Here is a 14561-nt window from a genome sequence, read left to right as displayed (position 1 = left end):
AATTTTAGCTTAAGGTTATTAGCTTATCTTTTAAAAGTGAGAAATCTAAAGGCTTGGTCAAGAAATCATCGGCACCCAAATTTTTGGCCATTGTTCTATTCTCATCATCCCCATAGGCGGTAATCATCATCACCATTGGTGGTGGCTTTACATAATTTTTTTTAATGTTATCTAACAATTCTAGCCCGCTCATTCCTGGCATATTGATATCAGATAATATAAGCACAGCTTCATGCTCCATTGCTTTCATCAAATTCAAGGCTTCTTCGCCAGAGAATGCAAAAACAAATTCTAATTCTTCTTTTCGTATTTCTTTTCTAAAACGCTGTTGAAAAAGCACTTTTACATCTTGTTCGTCATCTACAACTAGTATCTTCATAAGGTGGTTTTTTATAATTTGTAAATAATTTTAATGGAGAACATTTATCATTTATTTCATTGGTAATGAGATGGTGAACGTTGTCCCTTCTCCCTGTTTTGTTTCAACAGTTAATTCACCGCCATGTACTTGTACAATATCATAGCTTAAGGATAATCCTAGTCCGGTTCCCTCTCCAGAGGGTTTGGTGGTGAAAAATGGCTGAAATATTTTGTCTAATACTTCTTTAGGTACTCCGTTGCCGTTATCAGAAACTTTAATGAGTACCATATTACCTTGCTTTTCTGTACGTACAGAAACCGTAGGGTTGTAGCCTTTAGGATTTTGTTCTTTCTTCTTTTTTACTACATAAAAGGCATTGGTAATAAGATTGAGAATTACCCTGCCCATATCTTGAGCTACGATGTTTAATTTGCCAATGGAGTCATCAAAATCGGTATTCAACGTAGCATTGAAAGATTTGTCTTTGGCGCGTAAACCATGGTAGGCAAGGCGAAGATATTCATCGGATAAAGTATTGATATCGGTCATTTCTTTTTGACCGGTACTACTACGGCTATGTTGTAGCATTCCTTTGACAATACCATCGGCACGTTTGCCATGAAAGATAATTTTATCTTCGTTGGCAGACACATCTTTTGCCAGCGCTTTTACTTCATCATAATTACCATTATCTATTTCTTCTGCTAACTCATCTAAAAGCTCTTTATTAACTTCAGAGAAATTGTTTACAAAGTTTAGTGGATTCTGAATTTCGTGAGCAATACCTGCTGTAAGTTCACCCAAACTTGCCATTTTCTCTGACTGGATAAGTTTAGACTGTGTAGACTTTAACTCATCTATTTTGGTTTTAAGTTGAACCGTTCTATGAGAGACACGCTCTTCTAATATTCTATTTTCTTTAGTTAATTTTCGTGCTCTAAAAACAATGTACGCTCTTAAAATAATTGCGATGATTAAACCAAATAGTAAGTATGCCCACCAAGTTTGCCACCATGGCGGATTTATTTTAAACGAAAGGGTATCGGGTACAGACCAGCCGCTATTGCCATTTCTTACAGCAACTTTAAAGGTGTAATCTCCTGGTTTTAAATTGTAATAGTTTTTAGTTTTAGTAGCATTTGCGGCAAAGTTCCAATCTTCATCTTCACCATCTAGAATAAACCGATAATTTAATTTATCTCTATTAAATATAGCATCACTACCATAACTAAAACTAATGCTGTTCTGGTCATAGGGTAGAGTAAGACCTTCGGGGATATTATAAGGACGTTTAACAGAATCCCATGTTATACTTTTGGTGTTAGCATAAGTTGAAGTTTGCACCTTTGTAGAATCTTTATTTATGTTTAAACCAAACCCAGGATTTTCATCCATGACGAACATGTTATTAATTTTAACTGTTCCAATAGTACTATCTTGTTGAGGTTCGGAATCAAGAATAAGTAGTTTCCATTCATTAGAAGTGCTAGTAACACCAGACCAAAACTGGCCATTCTTTAAAAATTGAGGTGAATTTTGTAAATAATCGTTTGATTTAAAACCAAGTCCAGTATTAAAATTATAGAAGCCTTTATCTGTTGTTTTTGCAGTTGCCTTTTCTATTGCAATTAAACCATTTCCACTAGCAGCATACATTAAATTCCCTTTTTCCACCAGGTCATAAAAATCTGCAGGATATAATCCGTTTTCTCTCTTTATAGGTGTAAGCGTATTTTGTTCTAAATTAAGTATGTTTAACCCGTTTGTAGTAGCTACCCATACCTCACCTTCGCTAGAGAATATTGCTGTGGAAGTATAGCTATCGCTTAAACCTTGTTCTTTTGTTAGATAACTAACGGTATTAGTTTTTAAATTTACTTTGGCTAAACCGTTAATTGTAGGGATCCAAAGAATTTCTTTGTCATAAGCCATTATGGACCCACTACCGGCTTTTAGAATATCTGGATCATTTTTAGAAACTAATTTTTTAAACGTGTTGTTTTCAATATTATAAACATACAGACCTTCATTAGTATATATTGCAAAAGTATGCTCATTTATAATTGAAATACCTGCTCCAAAAATAAAAGAAGAATTGCCATATGAGGTAAGTTTATTTTTTTTCCTATCTAGAATAGAAAAGCCATTTCTAGTATTTATAAAGTAAAAATCAGGTGTAATTTCTTTAATAAAACTAATAGTGGTGGGATTGCAATGTAATTGTTCAAAACTAATGACTTTTATAGAATTTTCATTTAAATCAATAATATTGATTCCCGCAGCCGTTCCTAGCCATAAATCACCTCTAGAGTCTTCTTCTATTTCCCATATTTCATTATTTACTAAACCTCTTGTATCATCAAAATATTCTGTTTTTAAAGTGAAATCAGTGGTTATTAGTACTCCTTTATCTATTGTGGCAAACCATAACGAGCCATCATTTCTTTTTAAGGGTCTAGGTATTTTTAGGGAACCCTGTAGCGTGCTGTTTAAGGCTATTGGTTTATGCTTTTCCAGATTATTACTTAAAATAAATGCCTCTTTAGCTCCCAAAATCCAGATATTACCTTCTTTATCTTCTTCCATTTCGGTGCCTATTATATTATAGCCATTTTCAGCATCTAATACTTTTACAGTATTTTCCTTTAAGGAGAGTCGAAAAACTTTAGGGTTAGTATTATTATTGGCTGCAGAAGGATAAGGATAATTTAGCCAAATGTTACCCGTTTTATCTTCTGTAACATCCCAAACTATGGAGTTTATTTCAATATCTGCAATCCTTGAAAGTGTTTTAAGTTGCTTTCTATCTTTGTCTATAACCGCCAGATTATTGGTAAAACCTAGCCAAAGGTTATTATTACTGTCTTCAAAAAGTCTCCATGGTTTAGCACTATTTGCATTTGTTATTTTTTGCAAATTTTTTAATTCCGCATCTATCTTATAGAATCCTTCATTAAGTGAAGCTATATACAAGCTGCCGGTATGGTCGCAAAGAATGTCGAAAGGGGTGAAGCTTTCTGTTTTGGTAATTGTAAATTCTATATTGTTTTTAAAATCTAATATGGTAATTAAACGTTCTGATGGTCTAACCAACCAAAGCTTACCTTGTTTGTCCATTTCCATTTTATAGACAGCATTGTAATCATAGATAAATGCATTTTCACCGTCATAAAGTGTTAAGGGTGATGTAGAGGAAGATGAACCTATCCAAATAGCACCATCTTCAGTTTCTAGGAAAGATGTAATATCGTCAGATGGTAACCCTTCATTTGTAGAAAGTTGTAAAAGATTTACGTTAGTACCAGCCATATTACCTGGTGGTTTCATTTTGGTAATGGTCGGTTTTTTTATGGTAGATTTAGTAATAGTAAATGAAATAGAATCGAGTATTATTTTTTCTGTCGGAAAATTATCCCAATCTAAATCATACTCCTTCATGGGAGACTTCAGCGGTTTAAAAATATTTAACTCAAAAGGTTTGCTGGGTAAAGCATCTACATTTAAATTATAAGAAATAGGTGTCGTCAGTGTATCATTAGCTAAGTCTTCCCATTCAAACGATTCAGGTTTTGTAAAAACCAGCGGTATGGTTTCTGGAACTTTATAATCGCCTACCTTTGTTTCTGTTTCAGATTTGCTGGTTTTTTTGCAGGAAACTAGAAATAGACAACAAAACAAGCTGGTAAATAGTATATGTCTCAAAAATATTATGTTTTTCATACTAGTTTATGGGTTGGTTGGTATATGGTAATTCAATTATAAATGTGGTTCCTTCCTTTTCTATTGTTTCTACTAATAGTTTGCCACCATGCCCTTTGGTTATAATATCATAGCTCATGCTTAAGCCCAGGCCGGTACCTTGCCCTGTCGGTTTGGTGGTAAAAAATGGTTGAAAAATTTTGTCTACGATTGATTTTGGGATGCCGTTACCATTGTCTGAAATAGAAACAATCGCGTTATTATCTAGCTTATTTGTGCTGACACAAACAGTAGGTTTGTATACTTTTTCAGAATCATTTGTTCCCCCTTTGGGGGTTAGGGGGCTTTTAACTTTCTCATTTACCGCATAAAAAGCATTGGTAATTAAGTTTAGTATAACTCTACCCATGTCTTGGGGAATAATGAAGATTTTACCAATTGTATCATCAAAGTCGGTTATTAATTCGGCATTGAAGGTTTTGTCTTTTGCCCGTAATCCGTGGTAGGCTAGTCTTAAATATTCATCTGCCAACTTATTAATATCTGTAGGTTCTTTTTCGGCAGTGCTTGTTCTACTATGTTGTAACATCCCTTTTACAATACCCTCGGCACGTTTACCGTGGTGGTTAATTTTTTCGAGGTTTTGTTTGATATCCAGTGAAATAGCCTTTACCTCTTCAAGATCCCCTTTATCTAGTTCCTCGTTCATTTCATCAATAAGTTCGTTACTTACTTCACTAAAATTATTGACGAAATTTAGGGGATTCTGAATCTCATGGGCAATGCCCGCAGTTAGTTCACCAAGACTTGCCATTTTTTCAGATTGAATGAGTTGCTTTTGAGTTTCTTGGAGATTTTTTAAAGTTTTTTCTAGGCGTTGCTTTTCTTCAAGAAGCGCAATTGATTGCTCTTCTTTCACCTGCAAATCCATAAAGCGAATGTATGCCTGTTCAAAAACCTTAGCGAAACGAATAAGGATTTCCCGTTCTTTCAAAGTAGGAACCAAACCTTTGGTATGTGAAGGAACCAAGATTGCAGAATGTTCGTTCCAAGCAAAAGAAAGAGTATGGTGATTCTTTTTAAGAACCAGGTCCTTTATTTCCTCAGGAAAATGTTTGTAATCACTATGCTCAAAACAATGTTGAAAGAAGCTATTTTTTTCTTTAACCGAATAGGATTTTGAAAACCATTCATCCCCATTGTTTTTTGAATCCCAAGTATCCTTAAAAATTTGATGATCAAAATAAGGTACCAGATATTTCCCTGAATGAGAATAATCTGGAGATGCTATCCAGTGCACTACATCTTTAGATTCTTTGGAATAGGTACATATGATTACTCCGCCAGCATCCATTACAATGCCTAGGTCCTTTAATTTTTCGGAAACAACTGTGACTACTTCTTGTAATTCATCTGGTTTTTGCATGGAAAGGGAACGAGATCGTACAGTTTCTAAAGCTGCTTCAATTTGAGCTTCTTTAGTTTGAGCTTCTGCTTTTTGAAGATCAAGAAAACGAGTATAGGTTTGTTCAAAAACTTTTCCGAAACGCTTAAAAATATCATGCGCTTTTGGCACTGGTTCATAGGTTATAAACATAACATATCCATAATCAAAATACACAATATGGAATATTTGGAATGTAGGTAAAGGAAATCCGGCTTCAAGAATACCATCAATTACTTCACCAAAAATGGGTAGGGTACGCATAAACTCGTAATGCTTTACAATACCATCTCCGCCTAATTCATCAATATGAAAAGATGCTCCATTTTGTAACGGTTTTTGAAAATCGTAACCCACACCAACAATTGGTAAAACAAATGGCTTTTGGACAACACCTTCGCTACTCATATTCGCGGTTGCATTTGTTTTGTTTTCATCCCAGGTGCAATACCCGGCACTCCATGCCGGTATACCTAAAGCTTGAACTTGTAAAAAGAGATCGTTGGCAGCTTCTGGTAATTCATTACTGTGCTGCATAGCCATTGTACGGGAGCGTACTTTTTCAAGAGCATATTCTATCTGAGCTTCTCTGGCTTGTTCTTCTGCTTTTTTTAGGTCGAGAAAACGTGTGTAAGTTTGTTCAAAAACTTTGGCGAAGCGCTTAAAAATATCATGTGCTTTTGGTACGGACTCTAGAGTGATAAAAAGTAAATAACCGTATTTAAAATAAATTACATGATCTATTTGATTAGCAGGAAAAGAACCACCATTTTCTTTAAGTTTTATGAGTGCATCGCCCATTACAGGGATTGTACACATGTATTCATAATGCTTGGCACATTCTCTACCTTCAAAATTCTTAATGTGTATTGTTTGCCCACTTTTCCCGATATCATAATACTCTAAAAAAATATTTTCTCTTGGTGTTTGGTATGTTGGCATTGTTCCCTGTTCTGAACTAAACCACTCTGTAGAATCATTTTTATTATAAATATTAAAGGCACATCCTCTAGTTTTAATACCTAAATCACGTACTTGGGTATCTAATAAAAATGAAGTTTCTGCAAGTTCATCGCTATGCTGCATAGCCATTGTACGGCTTCTTACTTTTTCAAGCGCAAGTTCAATTTGAACTTCTCTAGCTTGTCTTTCAGATTTTTGAAGATCTAAGAAACGTTGATGTGCAAGGTCAAAAGCTTTTGCAAACTGCACTAGTATTTCAATATCCTCTTTTGGTGGATTATTCACAACACCGGGCAAGCTATAGCCAATTTCACCATGACTTGTGCGTGCCATAATAAATGTGAGTCCGCCAATATGTTTAATATCATCATGAGTAGGGGCTTGTGGGTCTATGTTTTTAAAATCTCCTAGACTCACCATTTTATCTATATAGTCAATGGCTTCTTCGGCATTCATTGCATAAACTACTGTAGATTCATTACTTTTTTCCCATGCTGCCAACAGTGAAATATCTACATGAATATGTCTGGGCAATTCCATTACAAAACCTATTTTGGTACCATCGCCAGAGGTCATGGCTTTTTCGTAGATTTTTGGTAGCCACATCATATGCCAAAAATAATTAGCTTCATGACCTAATTTGATGAATTCATTACGCATAGTAACTACAATGTCTAGCAAGTCGCTTGGCTGTTTCATTGCTATAGCTTGGGTACGTATACGTTCTAAGGCACCTTCAATTTCTAATTCACGATTTTTTTCTTCAAGTTCAAATGTTCGCCGTTTAATTGCTTCTTTTAGTACTGCGTTTTCTTTAGAGATTTTATCAAAACCTATAGTTTCGCCTACTTCGGTTTTGCCATCTGGTGTGGAAAAATGCTGATATATAAATCGCCAACCATTAGTTTTTTCTTGGAGCGTACTTGTAAATCTAAATCGGCCGTAATAGTTGTATTGTTTTTCATTTAAAAACCATGCGTCAAATAGATGCGTTATAAATACGAGCTCTCCAAACTGTTCTATGGTTTTAGATTCGTTTCTTAAATCGCACTTTCCAGCAAGTTGATCCGCAGTGTTGGCAAAAAAATGTGTAGTGTCTGTTCTATTTAAAAATTCTTCGTTTTGGGTAGAACCAATAAAATGATAAGCGTCATCAAAATAAGAGTCATAGGTTTTTATATCGCCATTTAAATAACTATGTAGCCATTTGTTATAAACTTCTATTAGCTGGCTTTCTGTTTTTTTGGTTGGTTTCATTTATTGAGGGGTAAATCTGTATAAAGAAAAAATGGCTTGACAGCATAAAAATCTTTTGGTCAAGATGGTTATCCTGATTAGTATACAATATTGTCAAGTATCTTATCCAAATAGCGTTCAGCGGCAGAGAATTTCTTATCCATTTGAAACAATTCATGAATCTCTTTTTTTAATTCCGCCAATTCCATTTGACTAAAGTCTAGTTTAGCAATAGATTTCTCTATTTTTTCAATACTAGTATCCTCATCGTCCATATTAAATTCTTGATGAATTACGGCAAAGGTGTCGCTATTGGTTTTGCGCTTTATTAGTGCTAACTCATCTTGCGTCTGAACTGAATCTGCTTGTGCACAAAGCAATAAAAGATATATTTTCAGTTCATGTTTGGTCCAATCTTTACTTGACTTATTCATTGCATTGAATTTTGTTTATTAGCTAGTTAACTTTCTTAGATTGAAAGAATGTTTAATAAGAGTAATGCGGGTATTTAATAGCAATACATGTTACTAATTCTAAATAGTTGTCTTTTCCATATAGGCAATTATTTGTTTTAGCGACATTTCTTTTACATAGCTACAATTGTTCTTATTTTACATGAACTTCTAATTCAATTTCAATAAGAAACTCTGGCATTGCCAATTCTTTAACTCCAAGCCATGACCCTGTTGGAAAATGTTTTGTGTAAATTTCATTTCTGTAGGCTGCAGTTTTTAAGAACTTAGGCATATTAGTGGTAAAAACATTTTCAACCACAACATCATCAAAAGAACTACCAAAGTGCTTTAGTATTTTATCTAAATCGGCATAACAATTAATCATTTGCTGTTCAAAATCACCTATAGCAGTTGGGTTACCATTGGCGTCCATGCTAACGGCACCTGAAATTTTTATATCATTACCTATTTTAACTGCATGGGTATATCCAAATACATTTTCAATTTCAGGTCGTAATTGAAAATATTCAGGAATTTCTGGTTTAATTTCTTCAACTTTCACTTCTTCAACTATTTCTTGTTCCTTAGGTACTTGATTACAAGAAGTGAGTGTAAAAATTATAAAAGCGGGTACTATTAATTGTTTTGCAATAGTAGTTAGATTCATATGTATATTAAGATTTAATAAATTATTTACTGGCCGCATCGGCTAATTGTTTGGTATCAACATATTGTTGAAAAGCTATTATTTTTGAATCTTTCAGTGTCCAAAAATGGGCTACTTGGGCATTTATTAATGCACCATTATTTTTTCTTTTTGCATTGTAACGTAGGGTTGCAAGTACTTTATCGTTATACATATCGTGCAGTTCAATATGCTCTAGATTAAAATATTCATGTTCTTCTCCTAGTCTCGCAAAAACCCCGTTTAAAACTGCTTCAGGCCCCACATAGGGGTTGCCATCTGCTAATGTATTTCCTTCAGCTTCGTTCCAAATTATGTTATTGCTCATTAAACCTAAAACTGTAGGTATATCTCCTGTGGCGAAACCATTATATAGTTTGTCTACTACGGTTACATTTTTCATGCTATTCTCTTTTTATTATTTATTAGCTATTTGGTAATTGCATTACTTAAAAAAATCAGCAGACTTAGTAGTCAAGATCATAGGTTTGGCTATCAAAAAACATTAATTTTTCTCCAATGATTTGTCCATATAGTTTTCCCTCAAAACACGTCTGCCGATTTCTATTTTAAAATGGTTTGGTTATTATTCTATAAGTAGATTAATTATTTTATGATCTATATTATTCAGAAGGAGGTATAACCTTATATCCTTGTTTCGTTAATAAACTGATATAGTCTAAATAGTAATGCATAGCGGCTATTTTATCATCAACAACTACGGCTGCAATATGATAAGGTACCGGTGTTACTTCCCCCGTTTTGGTATTTTCAAGCGTATTTACTCCCGAAGTAAGCAACCATTCACCTTCATTCCAGTTATCTTCAACTTTTACAGGTAAATAGAGGTCTCTTGATATATTATGTTTGTAGTTGGCCAAACTATTAACCCAATACGTTTTATGTTCAGTAGCAGTTAAAGAATCTAAACCACCACCAAGTCCGTAAACCATAGCATTTTCTGACATTAAGGCTGCAAGGCCATCAACATCTGCGTTCTGCAATGCCGTTACATATTTTTTTAGTAGTTCAGTAGCTCTTTCTCCATTGTTAAAATCTAGAGATACTTTTGGGTCTTGAGCGTTGCTCATACTTATAGCTAATGCCATAGTGACAAATAAAATTGTCGTTTTTATTCTTTTCATAATTTCTCGGTTTTATAAATTAATAGTGCTGTTTAAAATTAAAACGGAGGCCTATTCTAAAGAAATCATTATTTCAATTTAAAAACAACTAGTTATGGACAGATAGGTTTCTAAACTGTCCGAACACATCAATTTATTTATCAAGAAATTATAAGAGTAATAGAATTCGTTATATAATTAAGTAGAGGTGTAACCTGTGATCTATTTAAATAGCTAACAGGCTACTTGTATTTATATAATGAAAAATAAAATAGGGGTGAGGTTTACTATTAGTAGTCTACTTAGAAAAATTGAGTGGTAAACTGTCAGTTATTTATTTTTAAATTATTTTATATTAAGATACTATTGTACTAGGTATTTTATCTTCTTGAATTGTATTATTCTTGTTTAAATACACGTAATAAGAATGATTATCAGTATCAAGCGAAATGGATGTAAAGACATCACCATCTATAAAATGAATTGCAGAGCGGTCATCACAAGCATAACCATCTGTAAGTTTTTCAGTTAAAATATTCTTGTGATACAAAGGTCTTCTAGATTTTTCTGAATTGTAATGCGGGCAATGACTTTTATCAATAAACGACAAACATTTTACAATACTTAATTCTATTGGTCTAGAGTCTGTTGTACCACCATTAAACCAACATAAAGAACCTGCACTACCACCACCCATAACTACACCATTATCATAGGCTTTTTTAAGAGCAATATCTATACCTTGAGCTTTCCAAATGGCTAACATATTTAAAGTATTCCCGCCACCAACAACAATGGCATCCATTTTACAAATCAGCTCATCAAAAGATTCTTGTTGGTCATAAGAATTTATCCAAACGCTCAAAACGTGGGGAGTAACATTAATTTGTGAACAAACTTCGTAAAACGAATCTATATAACTTTGGTCTTCTCCACTGGCCGTGGGTATAAAACAAAGATTGGGCTTTTTTTTACCAGTTGCCTCGGCCAAATATTTTAAAAATGGTACGGTATGTCTTCCGCTGCCATAAATTAAGAGTTGTTTCTTCATACGGCCAAATTAATTGATTCTATTGCCAAATTAAAAGTATAAAGTCATTATTTTTTTACTGATGATACTCTTCTATATTTAGTTCATAACCGGTGATTCCAAGGTATACCCCAATTCTTCCATAAGGCTTAGCATATCAAAATAGGCAATTTCATGAACAATTTTTCCAGCATCATTAAAGGTTAAAATACTGATGCCATTTGTTTGCCCTACTTTTCCTGTAGGTGGTATATCTCCGAACATTCCAGTATTGGTGCCCGTACTCACCCAGTTAACATAGGTTCTATTTTCAATAACAGTTATTTCTTTATCTATAATTTTAATGTCTGGCATAGCCCTATACCAAAAATGCATGGATTTAAATAGTTCGTGTTGGTTGTAAGAGACATTTTCACCATTAACATTACGTACCACTTTCTGTATAGTTATAGACTGTTGTAACAGCGTATCATACTCACTCCACGCATTTAAATATATTTTCGTAGTCTCTTTTAACACAGATACATAAGTATTATTTGCCATTACTTGGTTCTTGTTTATCCTTGGTACATTATCCTTACAAGCAACTAGTATTATTAGTACTAAGCAAAAAAGATTAAAACTACGATTATTCATATCCGGATTTTTAATGGTTAAGTCATATTTTCAATTAAAGTATAAATTGTTGATAACCAGTTTGGTTTAGGATGAATTCTTACAACTATTGTCCGAACTAAGACAATTATTGATCAAGGTTAATAATCAGTATAATGTTGTACTTTTAAGGATAGCTCATTTTCCCTCAGTGAGAATCAACTTGTAAAATGAGAGTCAATTATCTTAAAATCTATCCTATTATTCTTTTGTCTTTATTAGGACTTAGCTTTAGCTATAGTCAAATAGTAGATTTAACAAGCGAGCATCCCTATAAAAAAGTCTTTGTTGAAACAGATAATTTCGGTACTTCTTACCTAGATACTTTAGAGCATAATTATAAAAGGGTGAAGCGAGATTCCCTAAGGTGGTCTATGCTTAATGATTTGGCGTATTATTGGCACTCTCGAAATTTAAACAAGGCAATAACTTTTACAAGGGAAGGGTTGAGAGGTACCAGGTTAACCGATTCGTTATGGCATGGTAGATTTCAAATAACACAAGGAGCTATTCTTTTGCGACTAGAAAAATTAGATAGTGCGCAGTTAGTTTTAGAAGACGCAAAGAAAAAAGTTCGTAAGACAGATTTGGCGTTCTTAAATACACAATTAGGTTATGTTTATGAACGTAGAGGCCAGCTAGACAGCGCCGCAGATTACGCATTGAAATCGCTTGAATTAGGAAAAGAACACAACGATACCAAAGCAATGGCTATGGCGTATAGTGATTTAAGCAACCTTTTCTGGAAACAATCAAAATTTGAATCGGGTGTGGAGTATGGACTGCGCTCTTTAGAACTATTTGAGGCATGGGGAATAACTGATTTAGATTATGATTTTACACTATATGTAACAGGAAATAATTATTTAGCACTAGAAGACTATGAACAGGCACGTAAGTATTATGAACAATCAATAATTATTGGAGAGCGATATGGGTTTTACAATAATTTAAGTGATGTCTATATCTCCTTAGTTGACCTCTATTCTTTTTTGGAGGAATTTGAGAAGGCAATGGAGGCAGGTAGTAATGCCGTAAAGTATGCCGAACTGTTAGAGAATAATTTCATGATAATGCGTTCTTGGCTTGCTGTTGGGAAATTGCAAAACAAGAAAGGAAATTATAAGGAAGCAATTGAAGGGCTCAAAAAATCAATTTTAATAGCAACTAAAGATTTTGGAGATGCCTATTATTTAAGCGATGCTTATAAAGAATTAGGAAGCGCGTATGCCAAACAGCAAGATTATAAAAATGCGTTTTATTCATTTTCTAAATACGATTCCTTAAAAAACGAAGTATTTACTGCTGAGGCGGACCATCGTATTTCTGAATTACGAACGGAATTTGATGTTGCTAAAAAAGAGAATACTATAGCTTTACAAGAAATTCAAATAAAAAAGCAGCAATCACGGCAACAATTAATCATAATTATTTCTTTCTTACTCTTATTACTACTTCTATTGGCATATAAAGCAATATCTAATAATAGTAAGAAGAATAAATTATTACAAAAGAAAAATTCGGAGAAAGAATTTTTACTCAAAGAAATACATCATAGAGTTAAGAATAACCTTGAGATTGTTTCTAGCCTATTATCCTTACAGGCTTCATTAATTGAAGACCCTAAAATTTTAAATGCTATGGAACAAAGCCAACATAGAGTTCATAGTATGGGTATGATTCATCAAAAGTTATATCTAGGTGAAAAATTGGCTACCATTGAGATGAAAGATTATTTTAATAATTTAAGTGATTACATATTACATTCTTTCGGTAAAAATGAAGATATAAATATTTTAGTAGAAATGGATGAGCTTGAATTAGACGTTGATATGGCAATACCTATTGGTTTGATTGTTAATGAGTTGATTACTAATTCTTTAAAATATGCTTTTCCAAATAATAGAAAAGGAACCTTACGTTTGGCTTTAACTAATAATCATGATTTAATTGTGTTAAAAGTTTCAGATGATGGTATAGGAATGCCAAATGCAAGTTTAAATGTGGGTACAGGATTTGGAACACAATTAGTAAATTTATTGGTAAAACAGTTAGACGGAAAAATGGTGCTACTAACAGAACACGGCACAACAGTTAATATCCAATTTCAGAATATAAAAGCTGCTTAATGGAAAATAATCCAGTTAGAATATTGATAGTTGAAGATGATATGATTATTGGAGCTAATCTGTCCATTCAATTAACAAGTCTCGGTTATGAGGTTACAGCTATTATACCAAGGGGAGAAGAGGCAATCATGCATATTAGAGAACAATCCCCTCATATTTTGTTAATGGATATTAATTTAAAAGGTTCTCTCAATGGTATAGAGACCGTAAAAATTATACAAAAAGCGAAGGATATTCCAATCATATATCTTACTGCTAACAGTGACGATGCAACATTTGAAAAGGCTAAAGAAACGCAGCCAAAGGCTTTTATAACCAAACCCTTTAATAAAGTAAGTTTACAAAGAACCATAGCTTTGGTGGTTGAGCAATTAAAAGAAAGTAAAGAAACAATTGATAATGAGCAGCAAATAGAAGTTCTTGATGATCGTATTTTTGTACGACATAATGGTAGAATGGAAAAATTACTTTTAGATGATATTCTCTATATAGAAGCTGACCGTAATTACTGTACTTTAATAACACAAAAAGTCAACCATATACTTACTTGTACACTGAAAGTTATGCAAGAAAAATTACCAAGTACCAGTTTCGTTAGAGTCCACCGTTCTTATATAATTAATATTTCAAAATTAGATGTATTGGCCGATGGTCATTTAGAAATTGGAAGGAAAGTAATACCCATTGGAAAATCTCATAAAGGGTTATTATTAAACCGAATAAGAACTATTTAGAGGTTTTTAAGGTTTATTTAAATAAGATATCTTTATCATACAAAACC

At 33.3% G+C, this 14561-nt stretch carries 11 protein-coding genes; 2 read left to right on the top strand and 9 right to left on the bottom strand.

Annotated features, from left to right (window positions below):
• Positions 1-4: 4 nt before the first annotated feature.
• The 9 genes from BTR34_RS00930 to BTR34_RS00890 form a co-directional block, all read right to left on the bottom strand.
• A complete protein-coding gene (locus tag BTR34_RS00930) occupies positions 5-379 on the bottom strand; it encodes a response regulator (protein ID WP_068483966.1) in 375 nt (124 codons plus the stop codon).
• Between the two features lie 51 nt (positions 380-430).
• Entirely contained in the window at positions 431-4081 is a 3651-nt protein-coding gene (locus BTR34_RS00925) for a sensor histidine kinase (protein ID WP_068483965.1), read from the bottom strand.
• Between the two features lies 1 nt (position 4082).
• Positions 4083-7724 (bottom strand): ATP-binding protein, encoded by a 3642-nt coding sequence (locus BTR34_RS00920; RefSeq protein WP_068483963.1) that lies wholly within the window; start codon positions 7722-7724, stop codon positions 4083-4085.
• A gap of 77 nt (positions 7725-7801) precedes the next feature.
• Complete coding sequence (locus tag BTR34_RS00915) at positions 7802-8137, bottom strand: hypothetical protein (protein WP_068483957.1); 336 nt, start codon at positions 8135-8137, stop codon at positions 7802-7804.
• A gap of 172 nt (positions 8138-8309) precedes the next feature.
• A complete protein-coding gene (locus BTR34_RS00910) occupies positions 8310-8825 on the bottom strand; it encodes a RidA family protein (protein ID WP_082960146.1) in 516 nt (171 codons plus the stop codon).
• 22 nt (positions 8826-8847) lie between these two features.
• Positions 8848-9246 (bottom strand): nuclear transport factor 2 family protein, encoded by a 399-nt coding sequence (locus BTR34_RS00905; protein ID WP_068483956.1) that lies wholly within the window; start codon positions 9244-9246, stop codon positions 8848-8850.
• A 220-nt stretch (positions 9247-9466) separates the two neighbouring features.
• On the bottom strand, positions 9467-9988 hold the full coding sequence (locus tag BTR34_RS00900) for a nuclear transport factor 2 family protein (RefSeq protein WP_068483955.1): 522 nt from the start codon (positions 9986-9988) through the stop codon (positions 9467-9469).
• A gap of 334 nt (positions 9989-10322) precedes the next feature.
• The gene (locus BTR34_RS00895) at positions 10323-11018 is read right to left on the bottom strand and encodes a Type 1 glutamine amidotransferase-like domain-containing protein (protein WP_068483953.1); all 696 of its coding nucleotides are present in this window, start codon (positions 11016-11018) and stop codon (positions 10323-10325) included.
• Positions 11019-11096: 78 nt separating this feature from the next.
• Positions 11097-11633 (bottom strand): ester cyclase, encoded by a 537-nt coding sequence (locus tag BTR34_RS00890; protein WP_068483951.1) that lies wholly within the window; start codon positions 11631-11633, stop codon positions 11097-11099.
• A 188-nt stretch (positions 11634-11821) separates the two neighbouring features.
• On the opposite strand from BTR34_RS00890, the gene BTR34_RS00885 reads away from it, so the two are divergent.
• Both BTR34_RS00885 and BTR34_RS00880 read left to right on the top strand, forming a co-directional pair.
• On the top strand, positions 11822-13780 hold the full coding sequence (locus BTR34_RS00885; RefSeq protein WP_068483949.1) for a histidine kinase dimerization/phosphoacceptor domain -containing protein: 1959 nt from the start codon (positions 11822-11824) through the stop codon (positions 13778-13780).
• A complete protein-coding gene (locus tag BTR34_RS00880) occupies positions 13780-14514 on the top strand; it encodes a LytR/AlgR family response regulator transcription factor (RefSeq protein WP_068483947.1) in 735 nt (244 codons plus the stop codon). The genes BTR34_RS00885 and BTR34_RS00880 overlap by 1 nt, the downstream gene beginning before the upstream one ends.
• Positions 14515-14561 lie beyond the last annotated feature (47 nt).

The organism is Maribacter hydrothermalis, from assembly GCF_001913155.1.
GTDB lineage: Bacteria > Bacteroidota > Bacteroidia > Flavobacteriales > Flavobacteriaceae > Maribacter > Maribacter hydrothermalis.
The sequence above is the reverse complement of the archived record's forward strand: the minus strand, read 5'-3'. Positions and strand labels throughout refer to the sequence as shown.

Bases quoted from the DNA above. Each gene is read 5' to 3' on its own strand.
- BTR34_RS00930 (WP_068483966.1), bottom strand. From the start codon at position 379: ATGAAGATACTAGTTGTAGATGACGAACAAGATGTAAAAGTGCTTTTT.
- BTR34_RS00925 (WP_068483965.1), bottom strand. From the start codon at position 4,081: ATGAAAAACATAATATTTTTGAGACATATACTATTTACCAGCTTGTTT.
- BTR34_RS00920 (WP_068483963.1), bottom strand. From the start codon at position 7,724: ATGAAACCAACCAAAAAAACAGAAAGCCAGCTAATAGAAGTTTATAAC.
- BTR34_RS00915 (WP_068483957.1), bottom strand. From the start codon at position 8,137: ATGAATAAGTCAAGTAAAGATTGGACCAAACATGAACTGAAAATATAT.
- BTR34_RS00910 (WP_082960146.1), bottom strand. From the start codon at position 8,825: ATGAATCTAACTACTATTGCAAAACAATTAATAGTACCCGCTTTTATA.
- BTR34_RS00905 (WP_068483956.1), bottom strand. From the start codon at position 9,246: ATGAAAAATGTAACCGTAGTAGACAAACTATATAATGGTTTCGCCACA.
- BTR34_RS00900 (WP_068483955.1), bottom strand. From the start codon at position 9,988: ATGAAAAGAATAAAAACGACAATTTTATTTGTCACTATGGCATTAGCT.
- BTR34_RS00895 (WP_068483953.1), bottom strand. From the start codon at position 11,018: ATGAAGAAACAACTCTTAATTTATGGCAGCGGAAGACATACCGTACCA.
- BTR34_RS00890 (WP_068483951.1), bottom strand. From the start codon at position 11,633: ATGAATAATCGTAGTTTTAATCTTTTTTGCTTAGTACTAATAATACTA.
- BTR34_RS00885 (WP_068483949.1), top strand. From the start codon at position 11,822: ATGAGAGTCAATTATCTTAAAATCTATCCTATTATTCTTTTGTCTTTA.
- BTR34_RS00880 (WP_068483947.1), top strand. From the start codon at position 13,780: ATGGAAAATAATCCAGTTAGAATATTGATAGTTGAAGATGATATGATT.